The sequence below is a fragment of the Streptomyces sp. NPDC051636 genome (genome assembly GCF_044453765.1).
Classification (GTDB): Bacteria; Actinomycetota; Actinomycetes; order Streptomycetales; family Streptomycetaceae; genus Streptomyces.
The window spans coordinates 467,059-488,470 of record NZ_JBITDA010000002.1 but is presented as its reverse complement, the minus strand read 5'-3'; the positions used below and the strand labels follow the sequence as shown (position 1 = coordinate 488,470).

At 72.8% G+C, this 21,412-nt stretch carries 25 protein-coding genes and 2 pseudogenes; 18 read left to right on the top strand and 9 right to left on the bottom strand.

Annotation, left to right across the window (positions count from 1 at the left end):
* Window positions 1-180: 180 nt before the first annotated feature.
* Entirely contained in the window at window positions 181-1,218 is a 1,038-nt protein-coding gene (locus ACIBBH_RS05935) for a PHP domain-containing protein (protein ID WP_399402717.1), read from the bottom strand.
* Between the two features lie 136 nt (window positions 1,219-1,354).
* On the opposite strand from ACIBBH_RS05935, the gene ACIBBH_RS05930 reads away from it, so the two are divergent.
* The 3 genes and pseudogenes from ACIBBH_RS05930 (at window position 1,355) to ACIBBH_RS05920 (ending at window position 3,474) form a co-directional block, all read left to right on the top strand.
* Window positions 1,355-2,164, top strand: a complete 810-nt coding sequence (locus tag ACIBBH_RS05930) for an SDR family oxidoreductase (protein ID WP_399402324.1) — start codon at window positions 1,355-1,357, stop codon at window positions 2,162-2,164.
* Between the two features lie 4 nt (window positions 2,165-2,168).
* A pseudogene (locus ACIBBH_RS05925) lies at window positions 2,169-3,193 on the top strand (DNA topoisomerase IB).
* Window positions 3,194-3,228: 35 nt separating this feature from the next.
* Window positions 3,229-3,474 carry a hypothetical protein gene (locus ACIBBH_RS05920; protein ID WP_399402322.1) on the top strand — a complete coding sequence of 82 codons (246 nt, stop codon included), beginning with the start codon at window positions 3,229-3,231 and terminating at the stop codon, window positions 3,472-3,474.
* A gap of 21 nt (window positions 3,475-3,495) precedes the next feature.
* On the opposite strand, the gene ACIBBH_RS05915 is transcribed toward ACIBBH_RS05920, so the two are convergent.
* Together ACIBBH_RS05915 and ACIBBH_RS05910 are read right to left on the bottom strand one after the other, a co-directional pair.
* Window positions 3,496-4,731: a ricin-type beta-trefoil lectin domain protein gene (locus ACIBBH_RS05915; protein WP_399402320.1), complete on the bottom strand. Its 1,236-nt coding sequence runs from the start codon at window positions 4,729-4,731 to the stop codon at window positions 3,496-3,498.
* 133 nt (window positions 4,732-4,864) lie between these two features.
* The gene (locus ACIBBH_RS05910; RefSeq protein WP_399402318.1) at window positions 4,865-5,449 is read right to left on the bottom strand and encodes a VanZ family protein; all 585 of its coding nucleotides are present in this window, start codon (window positions 5,447-5,449) and stop codon (window positions 4,865-4,867) included.
* A 255-nt stretch (window positions 5,450-5,704) separates the two neighbouring features.
* Between ACIBBH_RS05910 and ACIBBH_RS05905 the strand changes: the two genes are divergently transcribed.
* The 6 genes from ACIBBH_RS05905 (at window position 5,705) to ACIBBH_RS05880 (ending at window position 9,547) form a co-directional block, all read left to right on the top strand.
* Entirely contained in the window at window positions 5,705-5,887 is a 183-nt protein-coding gene (locus ACIBBH_RS05905; protein ID WP_399402316.1) for a hypothetical protein, read from the top strand.
* Entirely contained in the window at window positions 5,884-6,336 is a 453-nt protein-coding gene (locus ACIBBH_RS05900) for an MrpF/PhaF family protein (RefSeq protein ID WP_399402314.1), read from the top strand. Before ACIBBH_RS05905 ends, ACIBBH_RS05900 begins: the two co-directional genes overlap by 4 nt.
* A gap of 77 nt (window positions 6,337-6,413) precedes the next feature.
* Entirely contained in the window at window positions 6,414-6,674 is a 261-nt protein-coding gene (locus ACIBBH_RS05895; RefSeq protein WP_399402312.1) for a Na(+)/H(+) antiporter subunit B, read from the top strand.
* Window positions 6,671-7,411, top strand: a complete 741-nt coding sequence (locus tag ACIBBH_RS05890) for an MnhB domain-containing protein (protein ID WP_399402310.1) — start codon at window positions 6,671-6,673, stop codon at window positions 7,409-7,411. Before ACIBBH_RS05895 ends, ACIBBH_RS05890 begins: the two co-directional genes overlap by 4 nt.
* Window positions 7,412-7,430: 19 nt before the next feature.
* Window positions 7,431-7,778 carry a sodium:proton antiporter gene (locus tag ACIBBH_RS05885; protein ID WP_399402715.1) on the top strand — a complete coding sequence of 116 codons (348 nt, stop codon included), beginning with the start codon at window positions 7,431-7,433 and terminating at the stop codon, window positions 7,776-7,778.
* Window positions 7,778-9,547, top strand: a complete 1,770-nt coding sequence (locus ACIBBH_RS05880) for a complex I subunit 5 family protein (protein ID WP_399402308.1) — start codon at window positions 7,778-7,780, stop codon at window positions 9,545-9,547. The genes ACIBBH_RS05885 and ACIBBH_RS05880 overlap by 1 nt, the downstream gene beginning before the upstream one ends.
* A gap of 18 nt (window positions 9,548-9,565) precedes the next feature.
* Here the strand turns inward: ACIBBH_RS05880 and ACIBBH_RS05875 are convergent, their stop codons facing one another.
* Complete coding sequence (locus tag ACIBBH_RS05875; RefSeq protein ID WP_399402306.1) at window positions 9,566-10,228, bottom strand: DUF4230 domain-containing protein; 663 nt, start codon at window positions 10,226-10,228, stop codon at window positions 9,566-9,568.
* A gap of 322 nt (window positions 10,229-10,550) precedes the next feature.
* Between ACIBBH_RS05875 and ACIBBH_RS05870 the strand changes: the two genes are divergently transcribed.
* Together ACIBBH_RS05870 and ACIBBH_RS05865 are read left to right on the top strand one after the other, a co-directional pair.
* The gene (locus ACIBBH_RS05870; protein ID WP_399402304.1) at window positions 10,551-10,742 is read left to right on the top strand and encodes a hypothetical protein; all 192 of its coding nucleotides are present in this window, start codon (window positions 10,551-10,553) and stop codon (window positions 10,740-10,742) included.
* A 58-nt stretch (window positions 10,743-10,800) separates the two neighbouring features.
* Window positions 10,801-11,754: a ribose-phosphate diphosphokinase gene (locus tag ACIBBH_RS05865; RefSeq protein WP_399402302.1), complete on the top strand. Its 954-nt coding sequence runs from the start codon at window positions 10,801-10,803 to the stop codon at window positions 11,752-11,754.
* A gap of 27 nt (window positions 11,755-11,781) precedes the next feature.
* Here the strand turns inward: ACIBBH_RS05865 and ACIBBH_RS05860 are convergent, their stop codons facing one another.
* From ACIBBH_RS05860 to ACIBBH_RS05850, 3 genes and pseudogenes are all read right to left on the bottom strand, one after another.
* Window positions 11,782-12,162, bottom strand: coding sequence for an anti-sigma factor antagonist (locus ACIBBH_RS05860; RefSeq protein ID WP_399402300.1), 381 nt, complete (start codon window positions 12,160-12,162; stop codon window positions 11,782-11,784).
* Window positions 12,163-12,311: 149 nt separating this feature from the next.
* Window positions 12,312-12,419, bottom strand: a pseudogene (locus ACIBBH_RS05855) (MarR family transcriptional regulator); the annotation flags it as partial.
* A gap of 173 nt (window positions 12,420-12,592) precedes the next feature.
* Window positions 12,593-13,543: an NADP-dependent oxidoreductase gene (locus tag ACIBBH_RS05850; protein WP_399402298.1), complete on the bottom strand. Its 951-nt coding sequence runs from the start codon at window positions 13,541-13,543 to the stop codon at window positions 12,593-12,595.
* Between the two features lie 71 nt (window positions 13,544-13,614).
* Here ACIBBH_RS05850 and ACIBBH_RS05845 point away from each other — a divergent pair, with 71 nt between their 5' ends.
* Complete coding sequence (locus tag ACIBBH_RS05845; RefSeq protein ID WP_399402296.1) at window positions 13,615-14,580, top strand: GlxA family transcriptional regulator; 966 nt, start codon at window positions 13,615-13,617, stop codon at window positions 14,578-14,580.
* A 61-nt stretch (window positions 14,581-14,641) separates the two neighbouring features.
* Window positions 14,642-15,439, top strand: coding sequence for a hypothetical protein (locus tag ACIBBH_RS05840; RefSeq protein WP_399402294.1), 798 nt, complete (start codon window positions 14,642-14,644; stop codon window positions 15,437-15,439).
* Window positions 15,440-15,443: 4 nt separating this feature from the next.
* Here the strand turns inward: ACIBBH_RS05840 and ACIBBH_RS05835 are convergent, their stop codons facing one another.
* Both ACIBBH_RS05835 and ACIBBH_RS05830 read right to left on the bottom strand, forming a co-directional pair.
* The gene (locus ACIBBH_RS05835) at window positions 15,444-16,007 is read right to left on the bottom strand and encodes a TetR/AcrR family transcriptional regulator (protein ID WP_399402292.1); all 564 of its coding nucleotides are present in this window, start codon (window positions 16,005-16,007) and stop codon (window positions 15,444-15,446) included.
* Window positions 16,004-16,366 (bottom strand): DUF1304 domain-containing protein, encoded by a 363-nt coding sequence (locus ACIBBH_RS05830; RefSeq protein ID WP_399402290.1) that lies wholly within the window; start codon window positions 16,364-16,366, stop codon window positions 16,004-16,006. The genes ACIBBH_RS05835 and ACIBBH_RS05830 overlap by 4 nt, the downstream gene beginning before the upstream one ends.
* A 223-nt stretch (window positions 16,367-16,589) precedes the next feature.
* Between ACIBBH_RS05830 and ACIBBH_RS05825 the strand changes: the two genes are divergently transcribed.
* From ACIBBH_RS05825 to ACIBBH_RS05805, 5 genes are read left to right on the top strand one after another with little or no spacing between them, the layout of a single operon-like run.
* Window positions 16,590-18,668 (top strand): ATP-binding protein, encoded by a 2,079-nt coding sequence (locus ACIBBH_RS05825; protein ID WP_399402288.1) that lies wholly within the window; start codon window positions 16,590-16,592, stop codon window positions 18,666-18,668.
* A gap of 5 nt (window positions 18,669-18,673) precedes the next feature.
* Window positions 18,674-19,084, top strand: coding sequence for a roadblock/LC7 domain-containing protein (locus ACIBBH_RS05820; protein WP_030043913.1), 411 nt, complete (start codon window positions 18,674-18,676; stop codon window positions 19,082-19,084).
* Window positions 19,081-19,452 carry a DUF742 domain-containing protein gene (locus ACIBBH_RS05815; RefSeq protein WP_399402286.1) on the top strand — a complete coding sequence of 124 codons (372 nt, stop codon included), beginning with the start codon at window positions 19,081-19,083 and terminating at the stop codon, window positions 19,450-19,452. Before ACIBBH_RS05820 ends, ACIBBH_RS05815 begins: the two co-directional genes overlap by 4 nt.
* Window positions 19,433-20,038, top strand: a complete 606-nt coding sequence (locus ACIBBH_RS05810; protein ID WP_399402284.1) for a GTP-binding protein — start codon at window positions 19,433-19,435, stop codon at window positions 20,036-20,038. Before ACIBBH_RS05815 ends, ACIBBH_RS05810 begins: the two co-directional genes overlap by 20 nt.
* The gene (locus ACIBBH_RS05805) at window positions 20,035-21,279 is read left to right on the top strand and encodes a cytochrome P450 (protein ID WP_399402282.1); all 1,245 of its coding nucleotides are present in this window, start codon (window positions 20,035-20,037) and stop codon (window positions 21,277-21,279) included. Before ACIBBH_RS05810 ends, ACIBBH_RS05805 begins: the two co-directional genes overlap by 4 nt.
* The last annotated feature ends 133 nt before the right edge of the window (window positions 21,280-21,412 follow it).

Genomic DNA, 21,412 nt, shown 5'->3' with positions numbered 1-21,412 from the left:
GCCGCAGACGTGGGGCTTTCCACGCCCAGCTACGGCGTTGGCGTCGATTGCCGATGCTCCGCATCGACGCCCTCCTCCGCCGTGCACCTGTGCGCACCAGACCCCCACACCCGCACTGACCAGGCACCGTCGCTTCCCTGTGCCATGATCCGCCGGACAGGCCCTGGCACGGGTACCACGTCAGGCTCCCGCCACGCCGGACGGCGTCCGGCGCTCCCGGGCCCAGGCCAGCAGCTCCTCCCGGGACCACGTGGTCACCACCCGTTCGGCCGGCACCCCGCACTCCTCCGCCCGCGCGCACCCGTGGATCTGCCAGTCCAGCTGGCCGGGCGCGTGCGCGTCGGTGTCGACCGAGAACAGCACGCCCGCCGCCACGGCCCGCCGCAGCAGGCGCCGGGGCGGGTCGAGCCGCTCCGGGCGGGAGTTGATCTCCAGCGCCGTGCCCGTCTCGGCGCAGGCGGCGAACACCTCGTCCGCGTCGAACTCCGACTCCGGCCGCCCCCGCCCGGTCAGCAGCCGCCCGGTGCAGTGCCCGAGGATGTCGGAGCGCGGATCACGGACGGCGGCCACCATGCGGCGGGTCATCGACCGGGTGTCCATGCGCAGTTTGGAGTGCACCGACACGACCACCACGTCGAGCCGGTCGAGGAGCTCCGGCTCCTGGTCGAGCGAGCCGTCCTCGAGGATGTCGCACTCGATGCCGGCCAGCAGCCGGAACGGGGCCCACGTCTCGTTCAGCTCCGCCACCACCCGCAGCTGCTCGCGCAACCGCTGCGGGGAGAGCCCGCGCGCCACCGTCAGCCGGGGCGAGTGGTCCGTCAGCACCGCCCACTCGTGGCCGAGAGCGGCCGCCGCCCGGCCCATCTCGTCGATCGGGCTGCCGCCGTCGGACCAGTCCGAGTGCAGATGGCAGTCGCCGCGCAGCAGCGCTTGCAGCCGCTCGCCGCCTCGCGCGAGGGGGCTGTCGGCCTCGCCCTCCAGCTTCTGGAGATAGCCCGGCACCTGTCCGGCGAGCGCCTCGCGGACCACCTGCGCGGTCTTCGGACCGACCCCCTTGAGCGACTCCAGCGTCCCGGCGGACGCCCGCTCGGCCACCTCCCCGGCGGGCAGCTCCGACAGCACCCGGGCGGCCGTACGGAAGGCACGTACCCGGTACGTCGGCGCCAGGGACCGCTCCAGCAGGAAGGCGATCCGGTCCAGCGCGTCGACGGGATCCATCGCCACCTCCAGCTCCGCGTGCCACTCCAGAGTTCCCCAGTCGCACCCGGGCCGCACGGTGGCCTGCCGGTTTGTCCGGGGTGCACCCGGGTACTGCGTGTGCCGTCCACCTGCCCCGCCCAGGAGGAGGCCTGTCATGTCCGCTCCCGCCGCAGCACGCTCCCCGGTGGCCGTCGTCACCGGCGCCGACTCCGGCATCGGCCGCGCCACCGCCGTCCGCCTGGCCCGGCAGGGCGTGGACGTCGGCATCACCTGGCACAGCGACCTCAAGGGCGCCGAGGAGACCGCCGAGGAGGTGCGCGCCGCCGGGCAGCGGGCCGCCGTGACCCAGATGGACCTCACCCGGCTGCCCGAGGCCGCGGGCGCGGTCGACGAGCTGTGCGACCGGCTCGGCCGGGTCGACATCCTGGTCAACAACGCCGGTACGGGCACCTCGACGCCGTTCCTCGACCTGGAGCCGGACAAGGTGCGCGAGGTCCTCGACGTCGACCTGCTCGGCCCCTTCCTGTGCGGGCAGCACGCGGCCCGGCACATGATCCGGCAGGGCGACGGCGGCCGGATCGTCAACGTCACCTCCGTGCACGAGCACCAGCCGAGGGTGGGCGCGGCCCCGTACTGCGCGGCCAAGGGCGGTCTCGGCCTGCTGACGCAGGTCATGGCGCTGGAACTCGCCGAGTACGGCATCACCGTCAACGCCGTGGCGCCCGGCGAGATCGCCACCCCCATGACCGGCCAGGAGGACACGGACCCGCACACCGAGAGCCGCCCCGGTGTTCCGCTCGGGCGGCCCGGCGACGCGCGGGAGGTCGCGGCCGTGATCGCCTTCCTGGCGGGCCCGGACGCGTCCTACGTCACCGGCGCCTCCTGGGCCGTGGACGGCGGCATGCTCCGGATGGGCCCGATGGCCGGCTCGCACCTGAAGAGCGACGACTGGCGGCGCCCCTGAGCCCATGAGACTGCGTACGAGTTCCTGCGACCGGCCCGGCTTCGGCCGGGTCGGCTGCGGCCGGGGCTTCCGCTACCGCGACCAGAACGGCGATCCCCTCACCGATCCCGACCAGCTCGCCCGGATCCGCGCCCTGACCATCCCGCCCGCCTGGCGGGACGTGTGGATCTGCCCCTGGCCCAACGGCCACCTCCAGGCCGTCGGCACCGACGACGCCGGCCGCCGCCAGTACCTGTACCACGAGGAGTTCCGCGCCCAGCAGGAGCAGGCCAAGCACGAGCACGTCCGCCAGGTCGCGCGGGCCCTGCCCGAGCTGCGCGCCCGGGCCGCCATCGACCTGGCCGGCCGCGGCCTGAGCCGTACCCGGGTCACCGCGTGCGCGGTACGCCTGCTCGACCTGGGCTTCTTCCGCATCGGCAGTGACCGGCACACCAGACAGAGCGAGACCTACGGCCTGACGACGATGCTGCGTGAACACGTCACTTGCGGCCGCGGGGAGATCACCTTCAGCTTTCCGGCCAAGGGCGGTACGGAGATGATGCGCGCCCTGGTCGACGAGCAGGCGCACGCCGCGTACGCGCCCTGCTGCGGCGCCCGCGCGGCGGCGAGCGGCTGCTCGCCTACTGGGAGCGCGGCGCCTGGCACGACCTGCACGGCGGCGACCTCAACGAGGCGCTGCGCCGGCTGTCGGGCACCGACGTCACCGCCAAGGACTTCCGCACCTGGCACGCCACGGTGCTAGCGGCCGTCGCGGTGTCCGTCACCACCGCGGCCGCCCGGACCACCCCGGCGGCCCGCCGCCGGCAGATCGCCCGCGCCGTGCGCGAGGTCAGCCACTACCTGGGCAGCACGCCCGCGGTGTGCCGGGCCTCCTACATCGATCCGAAGGTCTTCGAGCTGTTCGAGGAGGGCGTGACGATCGCCCCCGTGCTCACCCGGCTGGGCGAACACGGGGACTTCGGGCGCCCGGCCACGCAGGGAGCGGTCGAGGCGGCGGTCCTCGACCTGCTCGACGGCGGCAGCGGATGACCCGTCGGGGCTCGTCGCGTTCTACCCTGAATTGCATGACCGAACAAGCAGCCCCCTACATATCGCACCCGCGGATCATGGTGCACGGGGTGATGCCTGGCAAGCCGGGCGCCCCGCCCTTCCGCATCGTGGAGATAGACGGTCAGGTGGTCGGGGAGGCGAGGACCGTCACCGACGTCCTGGAAGCCGCCGCCGCGTTCGGTATCACGGTGCACGACCTGGACGACCCGGACATGGTCCGCTGGGTGGGCGGCGACAAATTCACCTGGACGTCCCACTAGGACCGGTGGGACCGGTGGGTGTCAGCCGACCGTCCACTTCTGGTTGGCGCCGCCCGTGCAGCTCCAGATCTGCAGCCGGGTGCCGTTGGCGGAGCTGTTGCCGGTGACGTCCAGGCACTTGTCCGCCTGCGGGTTGACGATGTCGTGCGCCGCCGAGACCGCCCACTTCTGGTTCGGTCCGCCCGTGCAGTCCCACAGCTGGACGGTGGAGCCGTCCGCCGTGCCGTTGTCCGTGACGTCCAGGCACTTGCCGAGCGCCCGGAGCGTGCCGTCCGCGCCGACCGTCCACTGCTGGGCGGCGGTGCCGTTGCAGTCGTACAGCTGTACGGGGGTGCCGTTGGCGGGGTTCGCCCCGGTGACGTCCGCGCACTTGCCGGCCAGGCCCCGGATCGGGACGCCGGTCGCGGAGCCGCCCGTCGTCACGGACACCGAGTCCACCACGAGCTGCTGCGGGAAGAGGGTGGAGCCGTCCGGGTCGCCGGGCCAGTAGCCGCCCACGGCCAGGTTCAGGATCAGGAAGAACGGCTTGTTGAACACCCACTCCTTCCCGCCCAGGTCGGCGGGCGTGCGGCGCTCGTAGACCGTGCCGTCCACCGACCAGGTGATCGAGTCGGGGGCCCAGTCGACGGCGAAGGTGTGGAAGGCGTCCGCGAAGGCCTGGCCGTTCGGGAGGGAGTAGGCGGCGCCTATGCCGCCCGAGCCGGAGTAGCCCGGGCCGTGGATCGTGCCGTGCACGGTGGAGGGCTCGTAGCCGACGTTCTCCATCACGTCGATCTCGCCCGAGTCCGGCCAGCCGACCTGCCCGATGTCGTCACCGAGCATCCAGAAGGCGGGCCACATGCCCTGACCGCGCGGGATCTTCATGCGCGCCTCGACGTGTCCGTACTGTGCGGCGAACCTGCCGGAGGTGTTCAGCCGGGCCGAGGTGTACTGGCAGCTGCCGTACCAGCACTGGTAGCCCGCCGGGTTCCCGCGCCGGGCGGTGATGACCAGATGGCCCTGACCGTCGAGGGCCGCGTTCCTGGTGCCGGACGTGTAGTACTGCCGCTCGTGGTTGTTGACGTTGTCGCCGGTCTCGGTCTGCCACTTCGAGGAGTCGACCGCCGCACCGGCGGGCCCGTCGAAGGTGTCCGAGAAGGTGACGGCGGCGGAGGCGCCCCGTGCGTCCGCCCGCGCCGGACCGACGGCGGCGGAGGCGAGGAGGGCGGCCGACAGGGCGGCGAACAGGCAGCTGCGGAGCAGGCGTGGGGAGGCCACTGCTCTCCCTTCCGTACGGCGGCGGGGCACGCGGGCGCGCCCGGCCGGGTGGGGGGATGAAAGCGTCGCCTCTTGATTTAAGAAGTGAGATAAGGGGGGCGTCAATACCTTGGTACGGACCAGCGTCAGGCGATCATCGGGTGCTGGGCTTCCGTACGCGCGCGTGCACCGTACGGCTCAGCCGCCGCCCCAGGAGCAGGTAACCCGCCAGCGCCCCGGCGGTGTTGAGGATGACGTCGTCCACATCGAAGGCACGCCCGGTCACCAGCGCGCCCTGCGCCAGTTCGACCAGCAGCATCACGGCGGCGGTGAGCAGCAGCACCTTCAGGATCCCGCGTGCCCGCGGCGCGAGGACCGGCACCAGCACGCCGAACGGGACGCCCAGCAGCAGGTTCCCGCCGATCTGCTTGACCGCGTCGCGGAGTTCGGGCTGGTCCAGATAGGCGTTCAGGGAGCGGCCCGGGTGCAGGTTGGTGTGCGTGAAGGACACCGACGACGGGGACGGCTGGAGGGTGAGCCGGGCCAGGACCACGGCGAACGCCACCATGAAGGCGAAGGCGACCAGCATCGCCAGCAGCCGCACGGGGAGCGGGAGCACGTGGTGCCCGGCCTTCTCCGGCCGGGCCTCCCGGCCGGAGTGGCCGGCCCTGGTCGTGCGGCCGGCTTTGCCGGTGCGGCCCGCCCTGAGGGTGCGCAGGCGTGCGGCGGTCATACCCATTCGATCCTCCAGTCTTCAACTTCCCTGCGTCTTCTGGCCGGTTACCCGAGAACCGGTCGGCGATGCCGCCCCCACGGCACCCTCGCCGTGCGCGCCCGGTGGTTTCCGGACGCGCTCCCGGGGCACTCCGGGCTCAGGCCCGCGCGCCGCCGCCTGCCGCGACCCCGGCGGTGCTTGGATGCCCCGAGGGGCGAATGCCAATCAAGCGGACATCGTCTGACGAACCGTCGACCGCGGCCCGGGGAGGTATGGCGTGTGAACCGGCGTACGACCCTCCTCGCTGCCGGCGAGTGGCTCGCCTGGTGGGCCGGGCTTGCCCTGCTGTGGCTGGTGCTCATCAGCACCGTCGACACCCTGGAGTGCGCGGTCGGCGCGGGCGCGGCAGCCGTCACGGCGCTCGCGGCCCGGGCCGCGCGACGGGCGGTGAACTGGCGGTGAACGCCTGGATCCTGGCGGCGGCCGTCCTGCTCGCGGGGGGAGCGGGGACGGCCCTGTGGGGCGCGGCCACCGGCCCGCTGCGGCGCCGCGTCATGGCCCAGAACCTGATCACCTCGGCCGTCTGCCCCAGCCTGCTGCTCCTCTCCCAGGGCTACGGCCGCCCCTCCTACGTCGACCTCGCCCTGCTTCTGGCGCTGCTCGGCCCGGTCGGCACCCTCGTCTTCGCCCGCCTGCTCAGCGACGAACTGGAGGACGACCGGCCCGGCGCCTGGGGGCCGACCTGGGCCGCCGCGGGTGCCGGCGCGGCCGTCGTCCTCGTCCTGTGCGCGGCCACCGGGCCGAGCCGCGCGATGGTGAAGCTCGTGGTCACCGGCGCCCTGCTGATCAGCGGCAACCTCGTCGCCTCGCGGGCGCTGTCCGGGGGAGTACGGGGGGTGCGCCGTGGCTGACCGGGAGGCCGTCGTGCGCGGGGACGGGTGTGACCGGGCCGGCGAGGACAGCGGCCGGAGGGAAACCGGGGTGTGCCGTGGCTGACCTGGTGATCGTCGTCGCCCTGCTGCTGGTGGCCGCCGCCGCGACCGCGGCCGTGGCCACCCGCGACCCGGCCCGCCAGGCGCTCGTGCTGTCGGTCCTCGGCGTGCTGCTCGCCGTGCTGTTCACCGTCCTCCAGGCCCCCGACGTGGGCCTGTCCCAGCTGGCCGTGGGCTCCGCGCTGACCCCGCTGCTGGTGATGCTGTCGGTGCGCAAGGTGCGGCGGCGGCCACGGGCCAAGGACGGCGACCGGTGAACCCCCGCACCCGGCTCTGGCTGCTGGCCGCAGGCGGCGCGGGCCTCGCCGCCCTCCTCGTCGCCGCCTGCCTCGACCTGCCGTCCTTCGGCGGCCGTCGGCACCCGTACGGAGAGCGGGCCGTGCACGCCTCGCTCTCCCGGTACGCCGCCAACACGGTCGCCTCCGTCAACTTCGACCAGCGCGCCTACGACACCTTCGGCGAGATGACCATCCTGTTCGCCGCCGTGCTGGGCTGCGTGGTCCTGCTGCGCCAGACCCGCGACGAGCACCGGGCCCGGCCCCAACCCGCCGAGGTGGCGGGGCCGGTGCGCGGCTACGCCCTGATCGTGCTGCCCGTCGCCCTGCTCACCGGCCTCTACGTGATCGCCCACGGCCAGCTCAGCCCCGGCGGCGGCTTCCAGGGCGGAGTCGTCGCCGCGACCGCCCTGCACCTGCTGTACCTCGGCGCCGACTACCGTGCCCTGGAACGCATCCGCCCCGTCGCCCTGTTCGAGATCGGCGACGCCCTCGCCGCCTCGGCCTACCTGGTGCTCGGCCTCGCGGGCGTCCTCGCCGGGACCGCCTTCCTGGCCAACACGCTGCTGCCGTACGGCACGTTCAACACGCTGTCCTCCGGCGGCACCGTCCCCCTGCTGAACGCGGCCATCGGAATGGAGGTCGCCTGCGCGGTGGTCGTCCTGCTCGCCAACTTCCTGGACCAGGCCGTGACGATCGAGGAGGAGAGCGGGAGTTGAGACCACTGTGACCGCCGTGCTGCACGTCCTTCCGTACCTGGTCGCCGTATGGGTCTTCCTGACCGGCTGCTACGGCCTGGCCACCAGCCGCAACCTGATCCACGCCGTCGGCTGCCTGTCGGTGTGCCAGGCCGCCACCTATGTCCTGCTGCTGGCCGTCGGCTACCGCGACGGCGGCACGGCCCCGGTGTTCTCCGACATCGAGCCAGGCTCACGCCCCGTCGTCGACCCCGTCGTGCAGGCCCTCGCCCTCACCGACGTCGTCGTCGGCGCCACCGTCACCGCGCTGCTGCTCGCGCTCGTCGTGCAGATCGCCAAGCGGCACGGCACGGTCGACCCCGACGAACTCAAGGAACTGCGCGGCTGATGCACCACCTGCTGCCGCTGCTGGTCGCCGTACCGCTGCTGGGCGCCGCCCTGCTCGTCGCGACCGGCCGCCGCCTGCCCCGCCTCGCCGCCGAGACCGCGGGCTGCGCGGTCTCCGCAGGCACGGCCGCGCTCGCGATCGTCCTGCTGCTGAACTCCTCCCCGCCGCTGGTCGAATGGGCGGGCGGCTGGGTGCCCGTGGGCGGCGAGAGCGTCGGGATCGTGCTGGTCGGGGACGGGCCGGGGCTCGGCATGGCCGCGGTCGCCTCCCTGCTGACGCTGGCGGCGCTGGTGTACTCCTGGCACTACTTCGACGAACCCCCGCGCCACCACGTGGGCTCCTTCCCCGCGCTGATGCTGCTCTTCCAGGGCGGCATGTGCGGGTTCGCGATCGCGGGCGACCTGTTCAACGGGTTCGTGTTCTTCGAGCTGATGAGCGTCGTCGCCTACGCGCTGACCGGCTACCGGATCGACGATCCCAAGGCCGTGCAGGGAGCGGTCACCTTCGGCGTCGTCAACTCCCTGGGCGCCTATGCCGTGCTGATGGGCATCGGCCTGCTGTACGCCCGCACCGGCGAGCTGGCCATGACGAAGATCGGGCGGGGCCTCGACGCCGCCGCCCCGCACGGGCGGCCCGACGCGCTGGTCCTCGCCGCCTTCGTGCTGGTCATGACCGGCCTGCTGGTCAAGGCCGCCGCCGTACCCTTCCACTTCTGGCTCCCGGACGCGCACGCGGTCGCGCCCACCCCCGTGTGCATGCTGCTGTCCGGCGTCATGGTCGAACTCGGCACCTACGGCGCATGGCGGGTCTGCAACACCGTCTTCTCCGGACCCGGCGGGATCCCGCCCGCCGACCTGGAACGGGCACTGGTGGTGCTCGGCGCGGTGACGGCGGCCGTCGGTGCGGTCATGTGCTGGTACCAGCGGCACATCAAGCGGCTGCTGGCCTACTCCACCATCGCCCACACCGGGCTGTTCCTCGTCGGCATCGGCGTGCTCAAGCCCGAGGCCGACGACGGGGTCGCGCTGTACGTCCTCGGGCACGCCGGAGTGAAGGCCGCGCTGTTCGCCTGCGCGGGCATCCTCCTCGACCGGTACGGCAGCGTCGACGAGCACGCCCTGCACGGCCGGGCCCGGCGGCTGCGCACGGTCGCCGTGCTGTTCACCGCCGGCGCGCTGGGCCTCGCGGGACTGCCGCCGTTCGGCACGGCACTCGGCAAGTCAGTCACCGAGGAGGCCGTGGGCGGCCCGCTCACCGTGCTGTACGTCGCCGCCTCCGCGGTGACCGCCGGCGCCGTGCTGCGGGTCGCGGCCCGGGTGTTCCTGGGCCTCGGACCCCGCCCCGAGGACGCCTCCGAGGACGAGACCACCGGCTCCGACGAGCAGCCCGAGACCCGCGGCAGGCTGCGCCGGATCCCGGACACCATGACCACCGTCCCCGCGGTGCTGCTCGCCGCGGCCCTCGCCGCCGGGGTGGCCCCCGGCTTCGCCGAGGTGGTCGCCCACGCCGTCAACGAGGCCGGGTCGGGCGGCGCCGCGGCAACCGTGGCATGGACCCCGGAGGGCATCCTGCTGGGCCTCCTGTCCACCCTGCTGGCCGTGGGCCTCGCCGCGCTGGCCGTCACCCGCCCGGCCTGGACGGCCGCCCCGGACCGGGCACGGCCGCTGCGCCGGCTGCAGTCCGGCCACCTCGGGGACTACGTGGCCTGGCTGCTGCTGGGCACCACCCTGCTCGGGGCGCTCACCCTGCCGGGCGTGCTGGGCGGCTGACGCAGCTCACCGGTCCCGTCAGGTCCCGTACGACACGTGCACCTCCTTGAAACCGAGGGAGCCGAGCAGACCCTGGAGCATGCCGGTGGTGTTCGTCTCGGCCCGTGTGGTCAGCCCGCTGGTCCTGGCCGCCTCACCGATGTGCTTCACCGCCAGCTCCTGCACGGTGTGCTCGCTGTTGGGGTTGTCCGAGAAGAGGTCCCCGAGCCGGTCGAGCAGTCCGCGCTGCTTGGAGACGGCGTACGAGTGGTCGGCGTCGAGGGCGGGTTTGCCGAGCCGCGCGTGCGGCAGCCGGAGCGTGGCCGAGGTACGGCCGCCGTTGACCGTCACGTCGTCCTTGCCGATCCGGCCGAGGTCGACGTAGGCGTCCACGGTGCCCGCCCCGACGTACAGGGTGCGGGTGCCGCGGATCGCGTCGGGCAGGTACTCGGCATCCTTCTCCAGGTCCACGACGACCTGGAAGTTGCCGGAGGCGGCGTCGTAACGGCTCATGTCCTGGATGGACTTCAGGAGCGCGGGGCCGGAACGGTCGTGCGTGTCGGTGCCGAACAGGTCCTTGATGCCCGGCAGTACGGCCAGCCGGATCCCTGCGAACAGCACGATCAGCACCAGTACCAGCGCGGTCACCACCTTGGCCCAGCCGGGCATGCGCCTGGGCAGGCGCGTGAGGGAAGTCGTCATGCCGACGGTCCTCCTTCCTGCAGTGCGCATTCCCCTCAAAACGCCCGCCAGACAGAGACGTTGGCCGATTGACGACCCTGGCGGGGGCACAGGGGGCACGCGGGGCGCACTGGACGGGGACGCGGCCGGCCCGTCGCCGTCCCCGCGGCCGGCCGGCTCAGGACGCGGGTCGAGGGTGAACCCGGATCCGCGCTGATCAGGACGACCTCCTGGTCGTCCTGAGGCCGGAGCAGGACGTCGCGGTTCAGCCGCAGCCATCTGTTCCGCCTGCCGGGATCGGCCGCGCCGCCCGGCGCCGGTCCGGTACGGCGGGTGGCCGCATGTGGCGCGGCTGCTGGAGGTCCAACGCACTCGCCCCCCCGGGCTGCGGGCCACCGGCCTCGTCCCGGGGCCGGCTGCCGTGGGCGGTGATCCGGCCGAGGGCGCGCGGGGGGCCGTACGGCCTGCGCTGCCGCCGGACGGCGGCCCGAACGGCGGCTTCTTCTCCTGGGACGCAACCCCGGTGCCCTGGTGAGGCGGCCGGTGTCAGTAGCATGAGCCGCGGCCCGTAATGATCATGCGAGGAGCGGATCGTGCGTGACATCGCCGTCTTCAGTGGCAGTGCCCACCCCGACCTGGCGAAGGAGGTCTGCGCCCACCTCGGCGTGCCGCTCAGCCCGACCCGCGTCAGCCGGTTCGCCAACGACTGTCTGGAGGTGCAGCTCCAGGCCAACTGCCGGGAGCGGGACGTCTTCCTGATCCAGCCGCTGGTCAAGCCGGTGCAGGAGCACCTCGTCGAGCTGCTGCTGATGTGCGACGCGGCCCGGGGCGCTTCCGCGGCGCGCATCACGGTCGTCATGCCGCACTACTCCTACGCCCGCTCCGACAAGAAGGACGCCCCGCGCATCTCCCTCGGCGGCCGCCTGGTCGCGGACCTGATGGTGGCGGCGGGTGCGGGCCGGGTCCTCGCCATGACACTGCACGCGCCCCAGGTGCACGGCTTCTTCTCGGTCCCGGTGGACCACCTGCACGCGCTGCGGGAGCTGGCCGCCCACTTCCGGCGGTACGACCTGACGCGCACCACCGTCGTCTCGCCGGACCTCGGCAACGCCAAGGAGGCCGCCGCGTTCGCCCGGCTGATCGGCGGGCGGGTGGCCGCCGGTGCCAAGCAGCGGTTCGCCGACGACCGGGTGAGCATCAGCTCGGTGATCGGTGACGTGGCCGGGCGGGACGTCATCGTGCTGGACGACGAGATCGCCAAGGGCAGTACGGTGCTCGAACTCCTGGACCGGCTGCGCGAGTTGGGGCCGCGCTCGATCCGGGTGGCATGCACGCACGGGCTGTTCGCGGCGGGCGCGCTGAAGCGGCTGAGCGAGCAGCCGGACGTGCTGGAGATCGTGTGCACCAACACGGTGCCGGTGCCCGTGGACGAGCACACCGAGAAGCTGCGCGTGCTGTCCATCGCCCCGGCGCTGGCCGAGGCCGTACGCCGCATTCACAACGGTGAGTCCGTCAGCGCCCTGTTCGACGAGCCGAGAAGCGCGTAGTCCCTGCCCCGGGCGCGGTGCCCCGGGTCACAACGAGCCGGACGTGGCCTCGGGCTGCCCCAGCGCCTCGTCCAGCGTCGGCCGCGGCGGCAGCAGCCGGGACAGACCGGTGACCCGGAGAACGCGCAGGGTCAGCGGGTGGGTGCAGACCAGGTGCAGCCGCCCGTCGCGGTCGAGTACCCGGCTGCGGGCCCGGTACAGCAGGCGCAGGCCCGAGCAGTCGAAGAACTCGATGTGCCGGAGGTCGATCACGACCCGGGCGCCGGGCCGGCCCGTCACCCGGTCCAGGTACGGAGCGATCTCCGCGGCCGCCGCGATGTCGATCTCGCCGCGGAACTCCAGCACCGTGTGCCCGCGGTCCTGGTGGATGCGCAGGTGCCGGGTGAGTGGTGGGGGCTCCTGGTGCATGCCGGCATCACCTCCCACCCGTGCCGGAACATCCGCTCCCCGCCCTGCAACTTACCCTCGATGGAGGGAATTTGAGCATGTTCGATTGACATATGTCTTCGAGTTTGGCGCGTGTCTTCCTCTGATGTGCGTGACAGGGTGACGAACAGTCAGGTCTGCGCCAGGGCGGGCCAGGCCTTCGACAGTGCCTGGCGGAACTGTTCCTCCTGATGGGCCGTGAGACCGGCTGCCATCCGCTCCTCCGGTTCCCGGACCGGGCCTCCCGGCGACGCCGAGACCCAGACCCTCAGCCCCGCCCCGGTCCGGCTGGTCCGCGCCGGACCGCTCCCGCTGCACCGCCCGATCAGCGCCTGTCCGTTCACGGACATCGGGGGGGCGGTGCGGGACATGGGCGCGGTCAAGGCGGTCAAGCCCGTGCTCACCTTCCGACTCAGTCCACCAGCAGGACCAGCTTCCCGGTGGTCCGGCCGGTGTCACCGAGCGCGTGCGCCTCGGCGGCATCGGCCAGCGGGAAGGTCCCGGCGATCGTGGCGTTCAGCCTGCCCGCCCCGACCAGCTCCGCGATCGCCTTCATACCGCTGCGCGAGGCGTCGACCAGCATCCTGACCGCCCGTACACCGAGCCGCTCGGCCTCCTCGTAGAAGTCGTCCGAGCCGACCGGCAGGATCGAGACCACGACCCCGCCCGGGCGCAGCACCCGCAGCGACCGCAGGGAGTAGTCGCCGCCGACCGTGTCCAGCACCACGTCGACGTCCTTCACTGCCTCGGTGAAGTCCGTCTCCCGGTAGTTGACGGCCTCGTCCGCGCCGATCCCGCGCAGGAACTCGTGCTTGCCCGCGCTCGCGGTGCCGATCACGTACGCGCCGCGCGCCTTGGCGATCTGCACGGCCACGTGCCCGACGCCGCCGGCCGCCGCGTGGATCAGCACCCGCCGGCCGGGCTGGATGTCCGCCGTCTCGACCAGCGCCTGCCAGGCGGTGAGGGAGACCAGTGGCAGGGCGCCCGCCTGCGTGTGGTCGACGTTCGCCGGCTTGTGCGCGAAGGCGCGGGCCGGGCCGGTGACGTACTCGGCGTGCGAGCCGTGGCCGAACGGGTAGGGCAGCATGCCGAAGACCTCGTCGCCGGGCTGGAAGGCGGCGACGCCGATGCCGACCGCCTCGACCACGCCGGAGACGTCCCAGCCCAGGACGAAGGGCGGCTTGCCCAGGAACCCGCCGGTGGCCCGGTGCTTCCAGTCCGTGGGGTTCACCCCGGCGGCGCGCACCCGCACCAGCACCTCGTTCGGCTTGGGCGCGGGCCGCTCCAGCTGTACTTCCTTGAGAACCTCGGGCCCGCCGAGGACGTCCTGACTGATCGCACGCATGGTGTTCACATCGCTCATGGTGAATCAGCCTGCCGGTGCCCGCCCGCCGGGGAAATGGCATGATTGCCAACAACCGATAGGATCGTGCCATGCGTAGGCGGAGCAGTGTACGGCGGCCGGAACGGGTCGTGGTCGTGGCCCTCGACGGCGTCTATCCCTTCGAGCTGGGCATCCCCAGCCGGATCCTCGGCGCGGCCGACGGCCGGTACGAGGTGCTGACCTGCACGGTCGACGGGCGGCCGGTCCGCACCAACGCGGACTTCTCGGTCACCGTCGAGCACGGCCCCGAGGCCCTGGACAGCGCGGACACCGTGATCGTCACGGCCATTCCGCCCGCGTGCATCCCGGAGGAACTCCCGGACGAGGTCACCGCCGCGCTCGCCACGATCCCGGAGCGCGCCCGGGTGGTCTCCATCTGCACCGGTGCCTTCGTGCTGGCCTCCGCCGGACTGCTCGACGGGCGCCGGGCCACCACGCACTGGCAGGTCGCCGACCGCTTCCGGCGCCTCTTCCCCCGCGTCACCCTCGACCCGGACGTGCTCTTCGTCGAGGACGGCCGGTTCCTCACCTCCGCGGGCGCCGCCTCCGGCGTGGACATCTGCCTGCACCTGGTGCGCACCGACCACGGCCATGAACTCGCCAACACAGTCGCCCGGCGCTGCGTCGTCCCGCCCTTCCGGGACGGCGGCCAGGCCCAGTACATCGAGCAGCCCGTCCCGGACTCCGGCGCCGCGAGCACGGCGGCCACCCGCGCCTGGGCCCTGGAGCGCCTCGGTGAACCCCTCACCCTCACCGACCTCGCAGCCCACGCCCGGATGAGCCTGCGCACCTTCGCCCGCCGCTTCCACGACGAGGTGGGCCTCAGCCCCGGCCGCTGGCTCATCCAGCAGCGTGTCGCGCGGGCCCGGCACCTGCTGGAGTCCAGTGACCTGTCCGTGGACCAGATCGCGGGCGAGGTCGGCTTCGCCACGGGCGCCTCCCTGCGCCAGCATCTGCACGCGGCGATCGGGGTGTCCCCGCAGGCGTACCGGCGGACGTTCCAGACGGCCCGCTGAACGTGTCCGCTCGCCACCGCGTCCAAGGAGCGGAAACAGCGGCCGGGGAAACGGGGCGGGAATGCGCAGAGGGTTCGTGGCGGCTGCGGTACTGACGGCGGTGACGGCGGCGGGGTGCGGCGCCGGCGGCGGGGAGGACGTCGTTGTCGACGGCACGCCCCCGGCCACGCCCTACGCCGGCCCGCTGAACGCGGCCGGCGCGCTCGAGTGCGACGGCAAGGTCTTCGACAGCGCCAGGGGCGACGGCTGGAGCAAGGGCGACGGCGGTGGCACGCCGGAGGAGGGCCTGACGGCGTACTTCGACATCTACGTGCCCGAAGTCCCCCGCTCCGGCTACCGCGTCGAGCGCGAGGAGGGCGACCGCGTCCTGTACTCCTTCGACGTCGGCGGCAGGACCAAGGTGGCCGTCGTGGTCGCCAAGGACCGGAAGAACCGGCCCGGCTGGGGACCGGAGACCAGCGCCTCCTGCGATCCCGCCGAACTCCCGGCGCGCGTAACCGATTCCTGGGAGTTCGAGATATGGACGGACCGCACCGGCAAGCGGGTACCGGTCACGCAGGTGAACAGTTCCGCCGGTGCGGAACACTGCGACTGGCAGAGCGCCCACTTCCTGGAACTCGGACGGGAGGCGGGGGACCCGATGTACGTCCGCGACCCCGAGGGGCTGTTCGACGCCGGCACACTGCTCTCCGCTCCGTACGACGGGGACGTCCGCATGCCCGCCGACGCCCACGACACCGGATACCGGTACCACGACTGGCAGTTGTGGCTGACGAAGGACAAGTCGACGGCGTACGTCCGCACGTCCCACGGCGTCGAGGCCTGGCCGCTGGCGAAGCAGGACCCGGCGTGCCAGTGAGCCGTCACCGGCTGCGGTGCAGGGCGACCAGCAACTGCCAGACCTGGTGGGCCACTTCCTCGGGAGTGGCCTCCAGCAGCCCGTGCAGCCAGTCGGCGAGGACACCGGCGAAGGCCGCGGCCACGGCCGAGGCGACCAGCGGGGCGTCGGCGGCGCCCGCCCGCTCCCGCTCGGCCAGGCTGCGGGCCCTGAGGTCCCGGTGCAGCACGTGCCCGAGCGGCCCGCCGCCGCCCGGAGTGAGCAGGGCGCGGTACAGGCCCGCGTGCGGGGCGAGGCCCGCGAAGAACTCCAGCAGCGCGGGCGGGGCGTGCACCGGGTCGGGCCGGCCGCGCCAGGCGTGCAGCGCCTCGACCGCCTCCCGTACGACATCCGCGCAGGCGTCGACGGCCAGCGCCTCGAGGCCGTCGTAGTGCACGTAGAACGTGGCCCGGCCCACCCCGGCGCGGCGCACCAGCGCGGCCACGCCGACCTCCGCCAGCGGCCGCTCGGCGCACTCCTGAAGCAGGGCCGCGCGCAGCCGCGCCCGGGTACGGGCGGCCCGCGGGTCCTCGGGCGCGGGGCGGGTCACCGGGCGGCCAGTACGGCGGCCAGGGCGAGGCCGCCGGGCAGTGCCTGTGCGAACAGGATGCGGCGGTTGGCCGTGGCCGCCCCGTACCCGCCCGCGACGACCACGCAACACAGGAAGAACACCTGCGCGCGCAGACCCGTCGGATCGGCGGCGAGCAGCCCCCACACCAGACCGGCCGCGAGGAAGCCGTTGTACAGCCCCTGGTTCGCGGCCATCGGCGCGGTCGCCCGGGCCATCTCCGCGTCGAAGCCGTGCAGTGCCCGGCCGGGCTTCTTCTCCCACAGGAACATCTCCATCACCAGGATGTACGCGTGCAGGGCGGCCACCAGGCCGACCAGTATCTCCGCCACGATTTCCACGACCGACCGGCTCCTCCGATTTCCTGGACAGGTGTCCAGCATACCTGGACATCCGTCCAGGAAGTCACTCCTGGGAGGTGTGGCGGAGAGTGACTGAACCCTCATGTCCGCGGGACGGCGAGTTTGATCCTTTCGGGTTCAAACCCGATAAGCTCCAGTCCGTCACCGCGAGTTGACGTGCACACCCCCCCTGTTCGGATCGTGTTGCTTTCGAAGGATGCAGATGGAACTCGCCACTCCGCCACCGGCGGCGCGGGCCCCTGTCGCCTGGTACAGCTGGTGGCTGATGCCACTGGCCTTAGGGGGCGGGACGGTTGCCGCCACCTTCATGAGCTCGGAGCGAATAACCGCCGCCGTTGCCGGTGCCGCCGCCACCGCGGCAAGCTCCGTCTGTGTCCGGCTGCTGATTCGCACGCAGCGGCAACTGCGCGGCGCCGAGGGCGACTTCCGCACCTCGCAGGCCGAGCACTCCCTGAAGTGGCAGCAGCATGTGGCGGGCCTGGAGCGGAAGTTCAGCGCCGAGCGCGCATCCCTGGAGGCGCAGCTCACCGAGCAGTCCGCCGCCTACGAGGACCGGCTCGCCGAGCGGACGGCCGCCTACGACGCCCAGCTGACCGAGCAGGCACGGGCGTACGAGCAGCGGCTCGCCGACACGGCCAAGTCCTACGAGGCCCAGCTCGCCGACCGGGCCGAGGTGTGGCAGGAGGAACTCGCGCTCCAGCGGGAGGCGGTGGCCCGGCTCGCCAGGGAACAGCTGCCCGAGGCGCTGAAGCGGCTGCGGGCCGGCGACGCCATCGACGACGTACTGCCCGCGGTGAACCAGTGCGCGAAGGCCGACGCCGAACTCCAGGCGGACCTGCGCCGGATCCTGCGGACGTCGCTGATCGGCGTCGAGGAGGAGTTCAACCGCTCCACCTCCGCGGAGCAGGCGGTCATCAGCATCGGCAACCGTATCCACGTCCTGACCAGCAAGCTCCGTGGCCGCCTGCACGAGATGCAGGGCGAGCACGGGCGGCTGCCCGCCGTGGCCCGGGGCCTGATGGAGCTCGACCAGGAGCTCGGCCCCGCCGACTCGCTCGCCGCGAGCATCGGTGTGCTGGGCGGCTCCGACCGGCCCGGACGGCAGTGGCAGGAGCCGCAGCGGCTGCTCAGCGTGGTCCGCGGCGGCATCGGCCGGATCAAGGACTTCCACCGGGTCGAGGTACGGCACCTGCCCGAACTCGGTGTGGACGGTGGCCTGGTGGACCACCTCACCCTCATCTTCGCCCACCTCCTCGACAACGCCGCCCGCTACTCCCCGCCCACCGAGCCGGTCATCGTCTCCGGCAAGGAGGTGCCGAACGGCGTCGGCATCGAGATCCAGGACTCGGGCAAGGGCCTGAGCGAGGAGAAGAAGCGCGAGGCCGAGCAGTCCCTCGCGGGCACCGCGGCCGGTCCCGGCCTCGGCGGCATCTCGGAGGACGCCAACATCGGCCTGCGCGTCGTCGGCATCCTCGCCCGCCGCTACGGCATCCGGGTCACCTTCGCCGACTCGCCCTGGCTGGGCACCTCGGTGGTCGTCGTGGTCCCGCACAAGTACTTCAGCCCGCTCGCCGCGCCCGCCCCGGCGGCCGCTCCGGCACCGGCGGCCGCCCAGGCCCCCGCCCCCGGGCCGGTGTCCACCGCCGACGGGATGGACACCACCCCCGGCGGCCTGCCCCGCCGCCGCAGCAAGCGCCGCGAGCCGGAGGACGCGCGCCCGGCCGCCCGCCCCGACCCGTCCTCCGTCACCGCCGTCCCCCCGGACGAGTCCTTCACAGGCCTCGCCGCCTTCGCCACGGCGGGCCGCGAGCCCGGGGACACGCCACCCGGCCGCGACACCGGCGGCACCGGACAGACGGCCACCGGACCGGCGCAGCACGACGCGGGACCGACGGCCACCGGCCGTGATGCGGGGGAGTCCGGGGCGGCGGGCGCCGGGGAGTTCGCAGAGACCGGGCCGGCACGAGTCGGCGAAGCCGAACCGGCCGCTCGCCGGGGTGAGTTCGGCGGAGCCGGAGAACTCGGCCGAGTGTCCGGTGAAGGTGAACCGGCCGCGTTCCAGCGGGCGTTCACCGAGGCCGGGGCGGCAGCCGGCGTCCGGGGCTTCGCCGGTGCGGCCGGGCGGGCCGGCGGCCATGAAACCGACCCCGCGCGAAAACCCCCGGAGGACCACGCACCGAACACCACACGCGAGCCCGTCGTGGCACCCGCACCGTCCGACGGGCCGCACGGCACCGCCGGACGCGAGTCCACCGAGCACCGCAACGAAGAGAGCGACTAGTCCACATGACGCAACAGGGAACCGACGTGAGCTGGGCGCTCCGCGATCTGGTCGAGAGCATCCCGGAGATCCGCTTCGCTCTGGTGGCCTCCAGCGACGGCAAGGCCATCACCTCCTTCGGCGCCGAAGACCCCGACGACGTGGACCGCTTCGCGGCCGTGGTGGCCGGCCTGCAGGCCCTGGCCCAGCCGGTCGCCGAGCAGTTCCCCAAGTACGCGGGCCAACTGCGGCTCGCGATGATCGAGGTCGACGGCGGACATCTGTTCGTCGTGCGGGCCGGGGTGGAGACGTATCTCGGCGTCCTCGCGAGGGAGGGCCTCGACCAGGGCCTGCTCGGACACCAGATGAGGGACTTGGCCCGCCGGATGGGCGAGCTCCTCGGCACCACTCCGCGCCTGGAGGAGCACTCTGGATGAGTGCTCCCCGCCGACCCACGGACCCGTCCGGTCTCGAGCGCTACTACGTCCTCACCGGGGGACGCAGCAGACCTGGCGGGTCGGCGTCGAGCCTCGACGTGGCGACCCTCATCGTCTCCCGCACCGGCCCCTTACCGGGCATGCAGCACGAGCACGAGGAGATAGTCCGGCGCTGCCGCGATCCGCTGTCGGTGGCCGAACTCGGCGCCCACCTCGGACTGCCCTTCAACATTCTCGCGGTGCTGTTGGCGGATCTGCTGGACGCAGGCCGTATTGAAGCCCGTGATCCCATCCCGGCGCACGACGCCGGCCGCGGGCCCGACCTCGCGCTCCTCCAGGAGGTACTCAGTGGACTTGAAAGGCTTTGACCATCCCGGCCGGCCCGCCGCCGGGGGCATCCGCTCGGTCAAGGTGATGATCGCCGGCGGGTTCGGCACCGGCAAGACCACCATGGTCCGCTCCGTCAGCGACATCAAGCCGCTCACCACCGAGGAGACGCTCACCCAGGCCAGCGTCGGCGACGACCACCTCATCGGCGTCGCCGACAAGGCCGAGACCACCGTCAGCCTCGACTTCGGCAAGATCAGCCTCAACGACAGCCTGATGCTGTACCTGTTCGGCACCCCCGGCCAGGAACGCTTCTGGTTCCTGTGGAACGGCCTGTTCAAGGGCGCGCTCGGCGCGGTCGTCCTGGTGGACACCCGCAGGCTGGCCTCCAGCTTCCGGGCGATCGAGGAGATGGAACGACAGAACGTCCCCTTTGTCATCGCGCTGAACATCTTCCCCGACTCCCAGCAGCATCCCGTCGAGGAGATCCGGGACGCCCTGGACATCTCCCCGCACACTCCGGTCGTGGCCTGCGACGCCCGCGACCGGGCCTCCAGCCGCGATGTGCTGGTCGCGCTCATCCGCCACCTGCAGGAACGGTCCGCCGTCGCACTGGAGCCCCGATGAACGACCAGCCCCGCCATCCCGACGCCCCCGCCGGGTGCCCCGTCGCCCACGGCGCGGGCATCACCCGGCTCTACGGCCCCGAGTCGGAGACCGACCCGCACGGCATCTACGAGCAACTGCGCAAGCAGTACGGCTCCGTGGCCCCGATCCTGCTGGAGGGCGACATCCCGGCCTGGCTGGTGCTCGGCTACCGGGAGAACCGGCGGGTGCTGGACAACCCCCTGCAGTTCAGCCGGGATTCACGGATCTGGCGGGACTGGAAGGAGGGCCGGGTCGCCGACACCTCGCCGCTGATCCAGATGCTCGGCTGGCGCCCCGACTGCGTCTCCCAGGACGGCGAGCCGCACCGCAGGCTGCGCACCGCCGTCACCGACAACCTGCAGGCGGTGACCGGCCGCGGCATCCGCCGCCACGTCGCGCACTTCGCCAACAAGCAGATCGACGCGTTCGCGGGTGCGGGCCGCGCCGACCTGGTGACGGACTTCGCCGACCACCTGCCGATGCTCGTCCTCACCCGCGTCGTCGGACTCGCCGAGAGCGAGGGGCGCAGCCTGGCCGAGTCCAGCCACCAGATCATGAAGGGCAGCGCGGACTCCCTCGCGCACAACAAGAAGATCATGGGTGTCCTCGGTGAACTCGCCGCCCGCAAGCGCGCGGAGCCGGCCTCCGACTTCGCCACCGGACTCATCGATCACCATGCGAGCCTGGACGAGGACGAGCTCCTCAACCACCTGCGCCTGGTGCTGATCACCGGCCACACCATGACCAGCAACCTGCTGGCCCGGGCGCTGCAGCTGATCCTCACCGACACCTCCCGGCGCTCCGGGCTGGTCAGCGGTCAGCTGGACATGTCCGCGATCGTGGAGGAGGTGATGTGGAACACCCCGCCGCTCGCCGTGCTGCCGGGCCGTTTCGCCACTTCCGACCTGGAGCTGGGCGGCTGCCCGATCAAGGAGGGCGACCTGCTGGTCCTCGGCCTCGCGGCAGGCAACGCGGACCCGCAGATCCGGCCGGACACCGGGATCTCCGTGGCCGGCAACCAGTCCCACCTGGCCTTCAGCGCCGGCCCGCACGAGTGCCCGGCCCAGAACCTGGGCCAGGCCATCATCGAGACCGCCGTCAACGTCCTCCTGCACCGCCTCCCCGGCCTGCGCCTCGCGGTGCCCCCGGAGGAACTGACCTCCACCGCCTCCACATGGGAGTCCCGACTGGACAGCCTGCCGGTGGAGTTCACGCCGTAGGCCTGCCGGCGCTCGGCCGGGAGCGGCGTTGTCCGTCTCCGGGGCGCCCCGCCGGGCGGGCTGTCCTGCGGTGTTCCAAGCGTGCGGGGGCGTGCCCGGCCTGTGCCTTCGGCGCGCCGGGCGGACGGGCTGT

Coding starts and splice junctions, on each gene's coding strand:
- ACIBBH_RS05935 (WP_399402717.1), bottom strand. CDS start 1,218: ATGGATCCCGTCGACGCGCTGGACCGGATCGCCTTCCTGCTGGAGCGG.
- ACIBBH_RS05930 (WP_399402324.1), top strand. CDS start 1,355: ATGTCCGCTCCCGCCGCAGCACGCTCCCCGGTGGCCGTCGTCACCGGC.
- ACIBBH_RS05920 (WP_399402322.1), top strand. CDS start 3,229: ATGACCGAACAAGCAGCCCCCTACATATCGCACCCGCGGATCATGGTG.
- ACIBBH_RS05910 (WP_399402318.1), bottom strand. CDS start 5,449: ATGGGTATGACCGCCGCACGCCTGCGCACCCTCAGGGCGGGCCGCACC.
- ACIBBH_RS05880 (WP_399402308.1), top strand. CDS start 7,778: ATGCACCACCTGCTGCCGCTGCTGGTCGCCGTACCGCTGCTGGGCGCC.
- ACIBBH_RS05875 (WP_399402306.1), bottom strand. CDS start 10,228: ATGACGACTTCCCTCACGCGCCTGCCCAGGCGCATGCCCGGCTGGGCC.
- ACIBBH_RS05860 (WP_399402300.1), bottom strand. CDS start 12,162: ATGCACCAGGAGCCCCCACCACTCACCCGGCACCTGCGCATCCACCAG.
- ACIBBH_RS05850 (WP_399402298.1), bottom strand. CDS start 13,543: ATGAGCGATGTGAACACCATGCGTGCGATCAGTCAGGACGTCCTCGGC.
- ACIBBH_RS05845 (WP_399402296.1), top strand. CDS start 13,615: ATGCGTAGGCGGAGCAGTGTACGGCGGCCGGAACGGGTCGTGGTCGTG.
- ACIBBH_RS05840 (WP_399402294.1), top strand. CDS start 14,642: ATGCGCAGAGGGTTCGTGGCGGCTGCGGTACTGACGGCGGTGACGGCG.
- ACIBBH_RS05825 (WP_399402288.1), top strand. CDS start 16,590: ATGGAACTCGCCACTCCGCCACCGGCGGCGCGGGCCCCTGTCGCCTGG.
- ACIBBH_RS05820 (WP_030043913.1), top strand. CDS start 18,674: ATGACGCAACAGGGAACCGACGTGAGCTGGGCGCTCCGCGATCTGGTC.
- ACIBBH_RS05815 (WP_399402286.1), top strand. CDS start 19,081: ATGAGTGCTCCCCGCCGACCCACGGACCCGTCCGGTCTCGAGCGCTAC.
- ACIBBH_RS05805 (WP_399402282.1), top strand. CDS start 20,035: ATGAACGACCAGCCCCGCCATCCCGACGCCCCCGCCGGGTGCCCCGTC.